This is a genomic window from Klebsiella sp. RHBSTW-00484 (genome assembly GCF_013705725.1).
Lineage (GTDB): Bacteria > Pseudomonadota > Gammaproteobacteria > Enterobacterales > Enterobacteriaceae > Klebsiella.
In genome coordinates this window covers 119,389-135,037 of the sequence record NZ_CP055482.1, presented here as the reverse complement: position 1 = coordinate 135,037, position 15,649 = coordinate 119,389, and the positions used below count along the sequence as shown (strand labels likewise).

Genomic DNA, 15,649 nt, shown 5'->3' with positions numbered 1-15,649 from the left:
CAATCCAAACAGCCACAGGAACACGGATGATTCTGCACTGTCAGTAATAGCCTGTGGCTGACAAACCGTTTTTTCTGCTGCCACGGGGTGACATTATTCAAGCAGGCTACGCAACATCCAGGCAGTTTTCTCATGTAACTGGATACGTTGTGTAAGCAGATCTGCTGTGGCTTCATCATTCGCATTATTAACGAGCGGGAACAGGGAGCGTGCAGTTTTAACCACGGTCTCCTGGCCCTGGACAAGATTTTCAATCATGTTTTTTGCTGCCGGAATATCCTTATCTTCATTAACCGCTGTTAAACGTGAAAATTCATGATATGTGCCGGGCGCGAAGCATCCGAGCGAGCGTATACGTTCAGCGATATCATCAACGGCAGTGGCCAGCTCATTGTATTGATTTTCAAACATTAAATGTAAGCTGTTAAACATGGGGCCAGTTACATTCCAGTGATAGTAATGTGTTTTTATATACAGGGTATAGGTGTCAGCAAGAAGCCGGGACAGGCCGTCTGCAATCTCCACCCGGGATGATTCAGCAATACCAATATCAATGATTTGTTTACTCATAACTACCTCTTACACGGTTTCAGTGGAATATACGATATGCGATTATTCTTTCCGGTCTGAGCAAAACACGCCTCAAATTTTTATAATAACCAGGTACACCTGTCGTCTGTCACACTAGCGATGCGCCAGAGCAATATCCTGCGACGGAACAATGAATTTCGCCGTGGCACGTGCCACTGTCTGCTGTCCTTTTGTCAGCCATGCTTCAAGCAGGTAAATCCCCCTGCGTTGCCCAAGCAGTCTGGCACATACCATCAGTTTGTCTCCGGTACAAACGGGTGAAATGAATCTTACCGTCAGTTCAGCCGTCAGGGCTTGCACACCCTGCATGAACAAACAATGAGTCATTGCTGCATCCAGCAGGGTACTCGTCATTCCGCCATGTAAAAGACCCGTATACCCCTGATGCCTGTGATTGGCCGTGTAGTCCGCACATACAGAGCCATCCGGGTGCTCTGAAAACATTAAGTTCACCGTATCAGGGTTGTTGTCGCGGGAACTACAGACCATACAACAGGTATGGGCCTTTCTGGCATCAAGATAACAATTCATCTGTTTCTGCTCAGCGTCCGGTTGTACTGACGGGAGGCATCCGGAATTCAGTCAGCTGAGGGGCTCCCCCGGCATCATTACTGCCTCCTCCACACATTCCGGCTCCTGGTTTATACACAATACGGGTCTGATAAAAATCACCGCCCGTGATGAAATAAACTCATGAATGGCAACAGCGCCCGTTTCCGTGATGATGCTGACGCCCACCCTGGCACGCATTTTCTGCTGTGTTCCCGTCAGAGTGACAGCATTTTTTCCCTTTCGCCTCATGATGAAAGGACTGGCGTCCCTGCTCCGGCTTATTCAGTTCAGTCAGAACACGGGTATCCGGATCACACAGTTCAGTGAACAAACGACGACCACAGTCAGTCTGGTACACCGCGATCTGATGCCCCAGTAATTTACCCAGCATCCGTTCCCCGATGTTACGGACCACAACGCGGCTGACTTGCTGTTGAACCAGCAGGTCAACCAGCTTCCGTTTACCTGAACAATCTGCGCCCAGCGCGGGATTTTCTGTCCGGCTGAGCTCCACACCGCGCTCATCCACCAGGACAAGGTGACTCGCTTTGGTAAAATGATTTGCTACCCGGTCGTCATTCACTGGAATGGCTGTGATCATCTTGTGTAACTCCTTCCCTTTCAGAGTGCATTATTAAGGCCTTGCCCTGAGTGAGACAGTCCACAACCTTAAAACGGGCTGCTTTCAGGACATTGGCCAGTGTCTGCCTTGAAACCCCCATTGCAACAGCCGCTTCCTGCTGTTGCATGCCCAGTAAATCGACCAGCCGTAACGCTTCAAACTCATCTTCTTTTAAATGAACATGTTCAAGCTGGCTCATCGGTCGCGCATTGGGCTTAAAACAGGTATCCGCAGGGCGGCCACAGATGTTACGGGGAATTCTGGGTCTTGGCATGAAGGCTCCTTATTGGCATATGCTGTATATACACTCATAAACTGGCATATGCAATATACTCTGCTCACCGGTGGAGAATTTTTTGCTTTACCCTGGAGTCTGTAAGTGGGCAGCAGGTCATGAGAGATGAAGAGAAAGAAAACAGATACTGTATGAGACTCAATTTAAAGTGCTGCCATAAGGGGGTCGTCTCAGAAAACGGAATCTATGGTCACTCCCGTTTTTGCAACACCGATTTTGACGACAAGTTGGCTTGCTTGAATCTATCCGGCGTCTGAATGGGATTTTATTCCCGCGCCTTGATGAGTTCCGCGCCTGATGAACCTCCAGAAAATATACGGCTTCAATGAGCCTTTCCGTTTTACAGGTTCCTCAACAGGCCGGTGGGCCGTTAGTATCATCAATATCAGTATTCGCAAAACCAGATCAGTAATTCTTTAAACCGGTGTATTTCTGCCGTTATGCTACATAAGTTTGCTGTCGTGCCGTTAGGGCCCAGGCTATTCTGGCCAGCTTGTTTGCCAGAGCACAAGTGACGACAAAGTTGCTTTTCCGGCACAGTAAATCCCTGACCCAATCGGCCAATTTGCCAGACTGGTGTTCCAGTTTTTGTATGAATACCCTGGCACATTGAACCAACAAAGTTCGGATCTTTTTATTACCTCGCTTACTAATTCCCAGCAATGTCGTCCTACCTCCCGTGCTGTACTGCCGAGGTACAAGCCCTGTTGCCGCCGCAAAGTCACGGCTGCTGGCGTACTGCTTCCCGTCGCCAATCTCAGTTGAAATAGTACTCGCTGTCAGTGTTCCGACGCAGGGAATGCTCAGCAAGCGCTGTCCAACCTCATCTTCGTCCAACTTTCGTTTCAACTGGGATTCCAAATCTTTAATCTGCTCAACAAGATAGTGATAATGCTGTTGTAATTTCAGCAATAACTGGCTGAGGTAAAGAGGCAAACTATTATCCTCAAGAATGGTACTCAGTCGGCTAATAACGGCAGCTCCTCGGGGAACGCTAATGCCAAATTCCAGCAGAAAAGCATGCATTTGATTGGTTGTTTTTACCTTATCCTGAACCAGGGATTCACGGACACGATGCAGAGCCCGCATTGCCTGCTGAGATTCCGTTCTGGGCTGCACAAAACGCATAGACGGACGCGATGCAGCTTCACAAATAGCTTCGGCGTCGACAAAGTCGTTTTTATTGCTTTTAACGAACGGGCGGACAAATTGTGGTGATATCAGCTTTGGGGAATGCCCCAACTCTTCCAACTTGCGTGCCATAAAGTGAGAACCGCCACAGGCTTCCATTGCGATGGTTGTAGCGGGGCATGTCGCCAAAAATTCGATCAACTTTGGCCGGGTAAATTTTTTACGGTAAACAGCCTTCCCGCGACGATCCTGGCAATGAATATGGAAAGAGTTTTTACCCAGATCGATACCAATGAGCGCAATGTTTTCCATGATAGTTCTCCGAATGAAAGCCTGTCCTCAGCATAGTACCGGGAAGGAGGGAGTGACCATCTCATTAAATAAAGCACGCTAAGCCGGTGGCAGCGGTCGCAATGGCCTGAACTTCCCCGCACCGACCTTGGCACTGCTGCGCCATAGGTAATCGCCGGTCAGGTTGATATGCTCCCACCCCAGCGGGGACAGATATTGCAGCAACGTGTCGTCCAGCGCCTTGCCGTGGGCACGCAAAGCACTGGTGGCACGCTCCAGATAGACCGTGTTCCACAACACGATGGCCGCCGTCACCAGATTGAGGCCGCTGGCCCGGTAGCGCTGCTGCTCAAAACTGCGGTCGCGGATTTCACCCAATCGGTAGAAGAAGACCGCCCTGGCCAGCGCGTTGCGCGCCTCGCCCTTATTCAGCCCCGCATGGACGCGGCGGCGCAGCTCCACGCTTTGCAGCCAATCCAGAATGAACAGCGTGCGCTCGATGCGCCCATACATCCGCACCTTGTCGTTGATCGCCTTGCCGGAAGCCTGGAACTGCTGTTGATGCTTGTTCTTGGCCGCATTGAACAGCTTGCCGATGATACGGTCGTGAAGGTCGATGATTTCATCAGTGACGGTGGCCATGCCCTCGATGGCCAGTGCTACCAAGGTGGCGTAACGCCGCTGCGACTCGAACTTGGCCAGGTCGGCGGGCGTCATCTGGCCGCCTTCGCGGGCGATCTTGAGCAAGCGGTTTTGGTGTACCTGCCGTTCGATGCCAGCAGGTAGGTCAAGCGCCTGCCAGGCTTTGAGGCGTTCGATGTGTTCAAGCATGTGGCGCGAGTTCGGCTTGGCGGGCGATTGGCGCAGCCACGCTACCCACGTCATTTTGCTACCATCCTTGCGCTTGAGCAGTTCGTCCAGGCGCTGGCGATGGACAGGTATCAAGGAATCGGCCAATGCCGCATGGATGCTTCGGTTGGCACGGGTAATGGCCTCGGCGCTTGCGCGCTCGATGGCATTCATGGCGGGTAGGATGATGCTCTGCCGCCGCAGGTTTTCAACAAGGGTGCTGGCCAGCACAATGCCTTTGTCTGTTTGCAAGGCCAGTTCGGTCAATGTATGCACGGCTTGCCGGTAATGACTCATGGTGAAGGGCTTGAATCCAAACACCGTTTGCAGCTCGACCAAGTGCTCCCGCCGTGTCTGCTCGCGCTGGCCGTAATGGTTCCAGCTTTCCACCGGCACCTTGAGTTGTGCGGCCACCATGCGCAGCAGGGGCAGAAATGGAGAATCATCGACGCCCAAGAAGATGCCAGGGAATCGCAAGTAGCAAAGCTGCACGGCGAAGCACAATCGATTCGCGGCGCCGCGACGCTGACGGATCACCGACAGGTCGGTTTCGTTGAACGTGTAGTGCCGTATCAGTTCGTCTTTGGCATCTGGCAGTGTCAGCAGACTTTCGCGCTCGGTGGCGGACAGGATTGAGCGGCGTGGCATGGTCAGTCTTCCCGCAGGTACTGGTACAAGGTTTCGCGGCTGATGCCGAAGTCACGGGCCACCAAGGTTTTCTGGTCGCCTGCCGCAACTCGCCGTTTCAACTCGGCAATTTGTTCGCTGTTCAGCGATTTCTTTCGTCCCCGGTAGGCCCCGCGCTGCTTAGCCAGCACGATTCCCTCGCGCTGACGTTCGCGGATCAGAGCGCGCTCGAACTCAGCAAAGGCTCCCATGACCGACAGCATCAGATTGGCCATCGGTGAGTCCTCGCCGGTGAACGTTAGCCCTTCTTTGACGAACTCCATGCGCACGCCCCGTTGTGTCAGCCCTTGGACGATGCGGCGCAGGTCATCAAGGTTGCGTGCCAACCTGTCCATGCTATGCACCACCACGGTGTCGCCCTCGCGGACGAAGGCCAGCAGCCTTTCAAGTTCGGGACGTTGTGTGTCCTTGCCTGAAGCCTTATCGGTGAATACCTTGCCGACTTCTATTTGTTCCAGTTGTCGATCAGGATTCTGGTCGAAGCTGCTGACGCGAACGTAGCCGATACGTTGACCTTGCAAGATGCCTCCAAAGGTAAAAATGTCAGGATGAAATCTATTACCCTTGGCTGAATGTGTCAATAAATATAAATTAATACCCTACTCTGACGTTGTTTGTGCTCAACATCTGACATCAGGTTAGGGTATAGTCTTAACTGACACCACCTCCCAGGGCCTGATATAAAGCAACACTATCGACTAGGCGTTGTGCCTGGACCGCAACCATATTGATCCGGATTGACTGTGCCTGTTGCTGCGCGATGAGCAGTTGCAGGTAGCTGGCCGCGCCCAGCCGGTATTGCCGCTCGACCGACTGCAAGGAGGCCTGTGCAGCCATATCAGCGGCAGCGAGGGCAGTCAAAGTTTGTGCATCGCTTTCCACCGCGCGCAGGGTGTCGGCGACGTTACGCAAAGACTCCAATACGACGCTCTGGTAATTGGCTACGGCGGCATCAAAAGCGGCGAGCGCCGCTCTTTTTTCAGCGGGTAGCCCTGGATTAAAAAGAGGCTGGGTGAGCTGCGCAACCAGGCCCCACACTGCCGAGCCACCACCGAACAGGGCACCGGTGGTCAGCGCCTGAGAACCAAGGTTGGCGCTCAGGTTGATCTGTGGGTAGAGCTTGGCGACAGCCACACCATAGTCTGCATTGGCCGCATGCAACAGCGCCTCTGACGCCTGGATATCCGGTCGGCGGCGCACCAGTTCTGAGGGCACGACGAGCGGCATCTCGACGGGTAGAGTGAAATCGGCCAGAGTGAAGGCCGGGATGCCACCCGTGCCTGGGGCACGACCGGCTAGCACCGCCAGTAGATGTTCGGTTTGTTGCAGTTGTTTACGCAGCGCAGGCAGTTCTGCCCGCGTTTGCTCCGCCTGAGCTTGTAGGCTCAACGCTTCATCAGGTGAGGCCTGACCGATACGCACGCGTTCATGGGCCAGGCGCAGTTGCTCATCCTGCACGCGCAAAATGGCAGTAGTGGCTTCTAGTTGCGCGGCGAGGCGTGCTCGGGTAATGGCAGCGGTTGCCATGTTGCCGGCAAGGGCCAGGCGCGCAGCATTCAGTTCGAAGCGACGGTAGTCGGCGCGAGCAGCCAAGGCTTCGAGTGCGCGCCGGTTGCCGCCAGCCAGATCGAGGTTGTAATGCACGCCAACGCTGGCGTTGTAGAGGCTGAATTGACGTGCGTCTCCGCTCAACCCTTGGCTACTGGGACTCATTTGCTGGCGCTGAGATCCCAGTGCGACATCTACCTGTGGATATTGCGTCGAGCCCGCCTGTGCGGCAAGAAGCTCCTGCGCCTGTCGCAAATTGGCGCTGATGCTCGCCAGCGTCGGGCTGACATGGAAAGCTTCGTTTATCAGTCCGTCGAGTGCGGATGAACCCAAGCTTTGCCACCATTGCGTTTCGATCGGAAGCCCTTCGACTAGACGTTGTGTTTCGCCGAACTGCGTGGGAGCGGACACGGTTCTATCAGCTACCGGTGTTGCAGTGTAGCGAGCCACATCGGGTGCGGTGGGACGCTGAAAATCAGGGCCGGCGGCGCAGCCGGCCAGACCGGCGGTGACCAGACCAGCTACCAGGTAAGTTGCCGCAAGCCGTCTTTCGAGGCTGATGGGGCGCTGGCATGTTTTAGCGTGCTCCATAAAAATGCTCCACGAAAGGTTTACGGAAAGCTTGGTGGCAGCCCAAGCAGCTTTCCTGCACGTGGGCGAATGATTGGGTCACCGCCTTGCCGTCGCTGCTCGCAGCAGCCAGCTTCATGGCCAGCGCCGCCTCGTGAGTCTGCGCGTCAAAGTTGCTGAACTTGGTCGCATCAGCGCCGAGGTAAGCAAGGATGCGCATTTTTTCAGTAAGCGGTGGCTCGGGGTGTGCAGCAACTTTTGGGGCGAGCTGAACGACCTGAACCCATTCCTCCTGCGAAATCGCACCGGTAATAGCCTGCATGTTGCGCCCGAGTTCCTGCATGATCTTGCGTAGCGCCAGTGGCTCAACCTGGGTAGCGTCACCAGCCCAAGCTGGCAACTGAAAACCCCATAAAAGCAGGCAGGCCGTAACGGTCAGGGTGATAGTTCCAAATGCGTGGCTGTGTTTGCGGTGGGTCATGAAATTCTCCTGTAATTCAATCGTTCTCTCATTCGAACTCCCGCCCTTCGCCAGCTTCCTCATGGGTCACGCCGTCGCGGATGTGGTAGATGCGCTTGAATGTGGGGATGATCTTTTCGTCATGGGTGACGACGATGATGGCGGTCTCGAACTTCCGGGCCATGTCGTTGAGGATGCGGATTACAGCCATGGCGCGCTCGGAATCCAGCGGCGCAGTGGGTTCATCGGCCAGGATCACCGGCGGACGATTGACCAGTCCGCGCGCGATGGCGACCCGTTGCTGCTCGCCACCGGAGAGTTGCGAGGGCATTGCGCGAGCTCGGTGTTGCACATCAAGCGCTGTGAGCAATTCCAGTGCCTTCGCGCGCGACTCTCCATTCGCGACGCCTGCAAGCATCGGCAGCAGCGCCACGTTGTCGGTGACATCGAGAAACGGAATCAGGTACGGCGCCTGGAAAACGAAACCGATCTTGTCACGCCGTAAGGCGCGCAGGTCGCGGACTTTCCAGCCATCGGCGTAGATCACTTCATCGCCCAGCGTCATGCGACCGGCGGTCGGTTCGATCACCGCACCCAGACACTTGAGCAGCGTGCTCTTGCCGGACCCGGAAGGGCCGATCAGTCCCACCACTTCACCAGGCGCAACATGCATATTCACGTCTCTCAAGGCAAAGACAGCGGTGTCACCATCGCCATACCGCTTGCTTAAACTTTCGATGTGTATCCCTTTGCCACTCATCTCAACCTCCAATGGCTTCGGCCGGATCGACCTTGAGTGCTATGCGAATGGCGACGAGGCTAGCTAGAACGCAGATCACGAGCACGGCAAAAAAACCGGCGACAGAATCCATTGGCGTGAGCAGGACATATTTTGGAAAAGCCGGTGCTGAAAAGGTGGCTGTGATCTTGCCGACCACGAAGCCAATCACGCCCAGGGCGAGCGCCTGCTGCATGATCATCGCGGCGATGGTTCGGTTGCGTGTGCCGATGAGCTTCAACACCGCGATCTCACGGATTTTGTCCATCGTCAGCGAATAGATGATGAAGGCAACGATGGCCGCGCTAACGATGGCCAGAATCACAAGGAACATGCCGATCTGCTTGGCCGAGGTGGCGATCAGCTTGCCGACGAGGATGTCTTCCATCTGTGCCCGGGTGTAGACCGTCAAACGCTTCCAGCGCTGGATGGATTCGGCAACCTCGTCCGGCGCATGACCAGGTTTCAGAGTGACCAGCACGGCATTGACGAACGCGTTGCTGCTCTGTGAAGCAATCACGGCATCCAGCAAACCTGGATCACCGGGTCGATTGAAGACCGGGTTGGCTTCGGTGCGACGCCGGCTTTGCCAGATGGCATCGTTGTCCTTGAGGAACTGGGCCTCCTGGGCATCTTTGAGCGGAATGAATACCATCGGGTCGCCGCTGGACGACACCATACGCCGTGTCAGCCCCACGACGGTGTAATGATTGCGGCGAATGGTAAGACGATCTCCCAGTTTGAAGCCGGTGGCGATGTCGGCCACAGCCTCGTAGTGACCGCGCGTGATCTGGCGTCCAGCGACGAGATAAGGAGGCCATCCGGGTGTAGCCCCCAACGCACCGGGCGCGATGCCGACCACCATGGTGCGTACATCACTCTCGCCCTTGCGTACCTGCATGGTCAGGTAGGTCGCGTTCGCTGCCTGTGAGACTCCCGGCATGGCGAGAATGGCGCGATACACGTCATCGTTGAGGCTGGACGACTCCGCATAAGGACCCAGAGTATCCTTTTGCACCACCCAAAGGTCAGCGCCACTGTTGTCGAGCAACGCCTTGCCGTCGTCCACCATGCCTCGGTACACCCCAGCCATGACTAGGGTGACGCCGATCAGCAGACCCAGACCGATGCCGGTGAAGACGAATTTCCCCCAGGCATGGAGAATGTCGCGGCCGGCCAGGCTGATCATCGTGAAACTCCCGGGATATGCTCGACCACATGGATGCGGCTGCGCGCCGTCAGTGCCTTTTCGCTATAGGTCACAACCTGGTCCCCATTCTTGAGCCCTTCGCGCACCTGCACGTAACCATTGAGGTCGGAAGTGCCGAGCTTGACCGGGGAGAAATGCAGATCACCATCCACGATTTGCCAGACACCAACTTTATCGCCTTCACGCTGGACGGCAGCGTTGGGGATCAGTGGAGCGGCCGGGAGCGCCGGCAAGTCAACCGTGACTTCGGCCAGTTCACCCACTGGTGGCAAAGGTTCTGGTTTGTTATCGAATGTCACCTTGGCAAGCGTTTCCTCGGTTACCGCGTCGGCCTTGGGTTCCACCCGCAGCACGCGACCTTTCAAGGTCTGGCCACCACGCGAACGCAGGACGATATGAGCCGGCAGCCCCCCAGCCAGCCCCGATGCGCTGATCTGGTCGAAGCGCACATTGATCCACAAACTCTTGGGGTCGATCACTTCCACCACGGCCTGGCCCGCGACGATGGTCGTGCCGGGATCGGCATCGCGCACGGCGACTACACCGTCGACCGGCGCGATCAGGCGCAGATTGCTCCGCTGCGCGACGAGTGCTTCGCGGTCGGAGCGTGCCCGGGCAATATCTTCCCGAGCGGCGGATAGGGCGGCATCGGCGATCTGCAGTTCCTGCCGCTTGGTGGTGACGATTTCCTCGCTGGTCGAGCGCACCGCAAACAATTGCTCATAGCGGCGCGCCTGGGTTTGCGCGTAGGCTTGCCGGGCTTCTGCCTCGCGCAAAGCCGCTTCCGCCCGCTTGAATACAGACTCCTGTGAGCGCACCCGATCATCAAGGTCGACCGGCTCCATCTCGCCGAGCACCTGTCCGGCCTTGACCTGGTCGCCTACATGCACCTCCAGGCGTTTGACGCGCCCGGCAAACGTCGGTCCGATCTTGTAGGTGTAGCGCGCCTCCACCGTGCCGATGCCGAACAGCGCCGGTGTGATAGCCTGTGATTCCACGCTTGCCACCGTCACAGCGACCGGGGCGAGCGGCCCTGATCGCAGACCGACATAAATAAAAAGCACCAGCAAAGGAATGATGACGGCAAGCAGTGCCAGGGTGCGGCCTTGCAAGGGTAACTTTTTCATTGCGCACTCCTTATGCCACGCCGATAAATTGCAAAGACGCGCGGCGCATCGCGGTGCATACGTCCCACATCACCCGCCAACAGCGATTGCATGACCAAGCCCTGGATCGTGCCAATGAACAGCGTTGCCGCCGCCTCGTTGTCAAGCGAGGGAGACAACTCGCCGCTGGCCTTGCCTTTCTCGATGAGACGATGCAAACGTTCGCCGTAGCGCTGAATCAAGGTTTGCACCATGCGCTTGGCCGGTGTCGATTCGGCACGCTGAAGCTCACCAAACATCATTCTTGGCACGCCTGGGTGCTCAGCTACGAATTCGATATGACTCATGAACATCGCCTCCATGGCTGCCAAGGGCGACTCGATTCCTTGTGCGGATCGATCGATTCTGGCTAATAGGCGCTCTGCTACCCACTCCATGACCGCCTGCCAAATGGCTTCCTTGTTCGGGAAGTGCCGAAACAGCGCACCCTGGGTCAAGTTCATGTGTTTAGCGATAGCCGCAGTGGTTATCTCGCTTGGGTTTTGTGAACCGGCAAGCGCCACGACGGACTCGACAGTTACGGCACGACGTTCATCGGCCGGCAGATGCTTTGGATGGGTGTCCACGAGCACTCCTTGTAAGATAGTAATTGATTACTATCTTACCACAAGAGGCAACTCAAACAAGAGAAAACCCGACGTACTCGTCAATATCTAGAGTCTGCAATGGGCTTAACGTGCTTTATTTAATGAGATGGTCACTCCCTCCTTCCCGGTACTATGCTGAGGACAGGCTTTCATTCGGAGAACTATCATGGAAAACATTGCGCTCATTGGTATCGATCTGGGTAAAAACTCTTTCCATATTCATTGCCAGGATCGTCGCGGGAAGGCTGTTTACCGTAAAAAATTTACCCGGCCAAAGTTGATCGAATTTTTGGCGACATGCCCCGCTACAACCATCGCAATGGAAGCCTGTGGCGGTTCTCACTTTATGGCACGCAAGTTGGAAGAGTTGGGGCATTCCCCAAAGCTGATATCACCACAATTTGTCCGCCCGTTCGTTAAAAGCAATAAAAACGACTTTGTCGACGCCGAAGCTATTTGTGAAGCTGCATCGCGTCCGTCTATGCGTTTTGTGCAGCCCAGAACGGAATCTCAGCAGGCAATGCGGGCTCTGCATCGTGTCCGTGAATCCCTGGTTCAGGATAAGGTAAAAACAACCAATCAAATGCATGCTTTTCTGCTGGAATTTGGCATTAGCGTTCCCCGAGGAGCTGCCGTTATTAGCCGACTGAGTACCATTCTTGAGGATAATAGTTTGCCTCTTTACCTCAGCCAGTTATTGCTGAAATTACAACAGCATTATCACTATCTTGTTGAGCAGATTAAAGATTTGGAATCCCAGTTGAAACGAAAGTTGGACGAAGATGAGGTTGGACAGCGCTTGCTGAGCATTCCCTGCGTCGGAACACTGACAGCGAGTACTATTTCAACTGAGATTGGCGACGGGAAGCAGTACGCCAGCAGCCGTGACTTTGCGGCGGCAACAGGGCTTGTACCTCGGCAGTACAGCACGGGAGGTAGGACGACATTGCTGGGAATTAGTAAGCGAGGTAATAAAAAGATCCGAACTTTGTTGGTTCAATGTGCCAGGGTATTCATACAAAAACTGGAACACCAGTCTGGCAAATTGGCCGATTGGGTCAGGGATTTACTGTGCCGGAAAAGCAACTTTGTCGTCACTTGTGCTCTGGCAAACAAGCTGGCCAGAATAGCCTGGGCCCTAACGGCACGACAGCAAACTTATGTAGCATAACGGCAGAAATACACCGGTTTAAAGAATTACTGATCTGGTTTTGCGAATACTGATATTGATGATACTAACGGCCCACCGGCCTGTTGAGGAACCTGTAAAACGGAAAGGCTCATTGAAGCCGTATATTTTCTGGAGGTTCATCAGGCGCGGAACTCATCAAGGCGCGGGAATAAAATCCCATTCAGACGCCGGATAGATTCAAGCAAGCCAACTTGTCGTCAAAATCGGTGTTGCAAAAACGGGAGTGACCATAGATTCCGTTTTCTGAGACGACCCCCTTATGGCAGCACTTTAAATTGAGTCTCATACAGTATCTGTTTTCTTTCTCTTCATCTCTCATGACCTGCTGCCCACTTACAGACTCCAGGGTAAAGCAAAAAATTCTCCACCGGTGAGCAGAGTATATTGCATATGCCAGTTTATGAGTGTATATACAGCATATGCCAATAAGGAGCCTTCATGCCAAGACCCAGAATTCCCCGTAACATCTGTGGCCGCCCTGCGGATACCTGTTTTAAGCCCAATGCGCGACCGATGAGCCAGCTTGAACATGTTCATTTAAAAGAAGATGAGTTTGAAGCGTTACGGCTGGTCGATTTACTGGGCATGCAACAGCAGGAAGCGGCTGTTGCAATGGGGGTTTCAAGGCAGACACTGGCCAATGTCCTGAAAGCAGCCCGTTTTAAGGTTGTGGACTGTCTCACTCAGGGCAAGGCCTTAATAATGCACTCTGAAAGGGAAGGAGTTACACAAGATGATCACAGCCATTCCAGTGAATGACGACCGGGTAGCAAATCATTTTACCAAAGCGAGTCACCTTGTCCTGGTGGATGAGCGCGGTGTGGAGCTCAGCCGGACAGAAAATCCCGCGCTGGGCGCAGATTGTTCAGGTAAACGGAAGCTGGTTGACCTGCTGGTTCAACAGCAAGTCAGCCGCGTTGTGGTCCGTAACATCGGGGAACGGATGCTGGGTAAATTACTGGGGCATCAGATCGCGGTGTACCAGACTGACTGTGGTCGTCGTTTGTTCACTGAACTGTGTGATCCGGATACCCGTGTTCTGACTGAACTGAATAAGCCGGAGCAGGGACGCCAGTCCTTTCATCATGAGGCGAAAGGGAAAAAATGCTGTCACTCTGACGGGAACACAGCAGAAAATGCGTGCCAGGGTGGGCGTCAGCATCATCACGGAAACGGGCGCTGTTGCCATTCATGAGTTTATTTCATCACGGGCGGTGATTTTTATCAGACCCGTATTGTGTATAAACCAGGAGCCGGAATGTGTGGAGGAGGCAGTAATGATGCCGGGGGAGCCCCTCAGCTGACTGAATTCCGGATGCCTCCCGTCAGTACAACCGGACGCTGAGCAGAAACAGATGAATTGTTATCTTGATGCCAGAAAGGCCCATACCTGTTGTATGGTCTGTAGTTCCCGCGACAACAACCCTGATACGGTGAACTTAATGTTTTCAGAGCACCCGGATGGCTCTGTATGTGCGGACTACACGGCCAATCACAGGCATCAGGGGTATACGGGTCTTTTACATGGCGGAATGACGAGTACCCTGCTGGATGCAGCAATGACTCATTGTTTGTTCATGCAGGGTGTGCAAGCCCTGACGGCTGAACTGACGGTAAGATTCATTTCACCCGTTTGTACCGGAGACAAACTGATGGTATGTGCCAGACTGCTTGGGCAACGCAGGGGGATTTACCTGCTTGAAGCATGGCTGACAAAAGGACAGCAGACAGTGGCACGTGCCACGGCGAAATTCATTGTTCCGTCGCAGGATATTGCTCTGGCGCATCGCTAGTGTGACAGACGACAGGTGTACCTGGTTATTATAAAAATTTGAGGCGTGTTTTGCTCAGACCGGAAAGAATAATCGCATATCGTATATTCCACTGAAACCGTGTAAGAGGTAGTTATGAGTAAACAAATCATTGATATTGGTATTGCTGAATCATCCCGGGTGGAGATTGCAGACGGCCTGTCCCGGCTTCTTGCTGACACCTATACCCTGTATATAAAAACACATTACTATCACTGGAATGTAACTGGCCCCATGTTTAACAGCTTACATTTAATGTTTGAAAATCAATACAATGAGCTGGCCACTGCCGTTGATGATATCGCTGAACGTATACGCTCGCTCGGATGCTTCGCGCCCGGCACATATCATGAATTTTCACGTTTAACAGCGGTTAATGAAGATAAGGATATTCCGGCAGCAAAAAACATGATTGAAAATCTTGTCCAGGGCCAGGAGACCGTGGTTAAAACTGCACGCTCCCTGTTCCCGCTCGTTAATAATGCGAATGATGAAGCCACAGCAGATCTGCTTACACAACGTATCCAGTTACATGAGAAAACTGCCTGGATGTTGCGTAGCCTGCTTGAATAATGTCACCCCGTGGCAGCAGAAAAAACGGTTTGTCAGCCACAGGCTATTACTGACAGTGCAGAATCATCCGTGTTCCTGTGGCTGTTTTTTCTGACCGTCACAGTATTAAACACCATTGAATCAGTGGGTTAATCAGTGAATGCGTGAACGAGAAATACAGTCCGTGACGGGCATCATCGGCTGGTATATCCGGACCACTGTTGTTTTCCCGTTAAGGTATCGCAGGTTCCGGTCTGGCATTTCACAGCCTGAACAGGGTTAATGATGCATGGATAAAACGGTTTACGGGGAAAGCAGGATCATATTATTCGTTGTTATGGCTTCCTTTACCGGTGCCTGCCTGCGGGCAGTAGAGATCATATAAGGTATTTAACAACGTCATGATACGGTTATCCTCAATACGGTAATATACCATTTTACCTGCCCGTCGGGTCTCGACCAGCTTCAGGCGGCGCATTACACCCAGCTGCTGGGACAGGGTCGGCTGAGTGATACCGACCGCCGCTTCCAGCCCGGCCACATTCGCTTCCCCCAGGCTTAACTGACACATCAACAGCAACCGGTCGCTGTTGGCCAGTCCCCGTAAGACATCTGCTGCCCTCAGGGCCGCATTCTTCATATCTGTCTGACGTTTTGTGTCTTCATTCATGAGCATTGCTGATTTCTCATACTATGTGTTTTTATATAATATAATTTAGTATACTAACGGTATCGTAATTTTGCCATCGTGTTCGTC

At 53.8% G+C, this 15,649-nt stretch carries 19 protein-coding genes; 5 read left to right on the top strand and 14 right to left on the bottom strand.

Features of this window, described 5'->3' with window-relative positions; genetic code table 11:
* Window positions 1-93: 93 nt before the first annotated feature.
* The 13 genes from HV213_RS30490 to HV213_RS30430 all read right to left on the bottom strand — a co-directional run bounded on the left by HV213_RS30490 (window position 94) and on the right by HV213_RS30430 (window position 11,316).
* The gene (locus HV213_RS30490; protein WP_000043177.1) at window positions 94-570 is read right to left on the bottom strand and encodes a Dps family protein; all 477 of its coding nucleotides are present in this window, start codon (window positions 568-570) and stop codon (window positions 94-96) included.
* Window positions 571-684: 114 nt separating this feature from the next.
* A complete protein-coding gene (locus HV213_RS30485; RefSeq protein WP_016241611.1) occupies window positions 685-1,122 on the bottom strand; it encodes a PaaI family thioesterase in 438 nt (145 codons plus the stop codon).
* A 160-nt stretch (window positions 1,123-1,282) separates the two neighbouring features.
* A complete protein-coding gene (locus HV213_RS30480) occupies window positions 1,283-1,744 on the bottom strand; it encodes a NifB/NifX family molybdenum-iron cluster-binding protein (protein WP_000626969.1) in 462 nt (153 codons plus the stop codon).
* Window positions 1,719-2,039 (bottom strand): DUF134 domain-containing protein, encoded by a 321-nt coding sequence (locus tag HV213_RS30475; protein WP_001137910.1) that lies wholly within the window; start codon window positions 2,037-2,039, stop codon window positions 1,719-1,721. Before HV213_RS30475 ends, HV213_RS30480 begins: the two co-directional genes overlap by 26 nt.
* Before the next feature lie 459 nt (window positions 2,040-2,498).
* Window positions 2,499-3,503 (bottom strand): IS110-like element IS4321 family transposase, encoded by a 1,005-nt coding sequence (locus tag HV213_RS30470; RefSeq protein ID WP_000427623.1) that lies wholly within the window; start codon window positions 3,501-3,503, stop codon window positions 2,499-2,501.
* Window positions 3,504-3,581: 78 nt separating this feature from the next.
* Window positions 3,582-4,979, bottom strand: coding sequence for a DUF4158 domain-containing protein (locus HV213_RS30465; protein ID WP_181486538.1), 1,398 nt, complete (start codon window positions 4,977-4,979; stop codon window positions 3,582-3,584).
* A 2-nt stretch (window positions 4,980-4,981) separates the two neighbouring features.
* Window positions 4,982-5,539, bottom strand: coding sequence for a recombinase family protein (locus tag HV213_RS30460; RefSeq protein WP_001162010.1), 558 nt, complete (start codon window positions 5,537-5,539; stop codon window positions 4,982-4,984).
* Between the two features lie 130 nt (window positions 5,540-5,669).
* The gene (locus tag HV213_RS30455) at window positions 5,670-7,157 is read right to left on the bottom strand and encodes an efflux transporter outer membrane subunit (protein ID WP_011784757.1); all 1,488 of its coding nucleotides are present in this window, start codon (window positions 7,155-7,157) and stop codon (window positions 5,670-5,672) included.
* Window positions 7,144-7,617, bottom strand: a complete 474-nt coding sequence (locus HV213_RS30450; RefSeq protein ID WP_082226212.1) for a cytochrome c — start codon at window positions 7,615-7,617, stop codon at window positions 7,144-7,146. The genes HV213_RS30455 and HV213_RS30450 overlap by 14 nt, the downstream gene beginning before the upstream one ends.
* A gap of 28 nt (window positions 7,618-7,645) precedes the next feature.
* Window positions 7,646-8,356 carry an ABC transporter ATP-binding protein gene (locus HV213_RS30445; RefSeq protein WP_004393997.1) on the bottom strand — a complete coding sequence of 237 codons (711 nt, stop codon included), beginning with the start codon at window positions 8,354-8,356 and terminating at the stop codon, window positions 7,646-7,648.
* Window position 8,357: 1 nt separating this feature from the next.
* On the bottom strand, window positions 8,358-9,563 hold the full coding sequence (locus HV213_RS30440; RefSeq protein WP_000624215.1) for an ABC transporter permease: 1,206 nt from the start codon (window positions 9,561-9,563) through the stop codon (window positions 8,358-8,360).
* A complete protein-coding gene (locus HV213_RS30435) occupies window positions 9,560-10,711 on the bottom strand; it encodes an efflux RND transporter periplasmic adaptor subunit (protein ID WP_022652304.1) in 1,152 nt (383 codons plus the stop codon). The genes HV213_RS30440 and HV213_RS30435 overlap by 4 nt, the downstream gene beginning before the upstream one ends.
* Entirely contained in the window at window positions 10,708-11,316 is a 609-nt protein-coding gene (locus HV213_RS30430) for a TetR/AcrR family transcriptional regulator (protein ID WP_004393990.1), read from the bottom strand. The genes HV213_RS30435 and HV213_RS30430 overlap by 4 nt, the downstream gene beginning before the upstream one ends.
* 187 nt (window positions 11,317-11,503) lie before the next feature.
* Between HV213_RS30430 and HV213_RS30425 the strand changes: the two genes are divergently transcribed.
* The 5 genes from HV213_RS30425 (at window position 11,504) to HV213_RS30405 (ending at window position 14,913) form a co-directional block, all read left to right on the top strand.
* Window positions 11,504-12,508 carry an IS110-like element IS4321 family transposase gene (locus HV213_RS30425; protein ID WP_000427623.1) on the top strand — a complete coding sequence of 335 codons (1,005 nt, stop codon included), beginning with the start codon at window positions 11,504-11,506 and terminating at the stop codon, window positions 12,506-12,508.
* 459 nt (window positions 12,509-12,967) lie between these two features.
* Window positions 12,968-13,288 carry a DUF134 domain-containing protein gene (locus tag HV213_RS30420; RefSeq protein WP_001137910.1) on the top strand — a complete coding sequence of 107 codons (321 nt, stop codon included), beginning with the start codon at window positions 12,968-12,970 and terminating at the stop codon, window positions 13,286-13,288.
* A complete protein-coding gene (locus tag HV213_RS30415; protein ID WP_000626969.1) occupies window positions 13,263-13,724 on the top strand; it encodes a NifB/NifX family molybdenum-iron cluster-binding protein in 462 nt (153 codons plus the stop codon). Before HV213_RS30420 ends, HV213_RS30415 begins: the two co-directional genes overlap by 26 nt.
* A gap of 160 nt (window positions 13,725-13,884) precedes the next feature.
* A complete protein-coding gene (locus HV213_RS30410) occupies window positions 13,885-14,322 on the top strand; it encodes a PaaI family thioesterase (RefSeq protein WP_016241611.1) in 438 nt (145 codons plus the stop codon).
* Between the two features lie 114 nt (window positions 14,323-14,436).
* On the top strand, window positions 14,437-14,913 hold the full coding sequence (locus tag HV213_RS30405) for a Dps family protein (RefSeq protein ID WP_000043177.1): 477 nt from the start codon (window positions 14,437-14,439) through the stop codon (window positions 14,911-14,913).
* 304 nt (window positions 14,914-15,217) lie between these two features.
* Here the strand turns inward: HV213_RS30405 and HV213_RS30400 are convergent, their stop codons facing one another.
* Window positions 15,218-15,568 carry an ArsR/SmtB family transcription factor gene (locus tag HV213_RS30400; RefSeq protein WP_000928911.1) on the bottom strand — a complete coding sequence of 117 codons (351 nt, stop codon included), beginning with the start codon at window positions 15,566-15,568 and terminating at the stop codon, window positions 15,218-15,220.
* Between the last annotated feature and the right edge of the window lie 81 nt (window positions 15,569-15,649).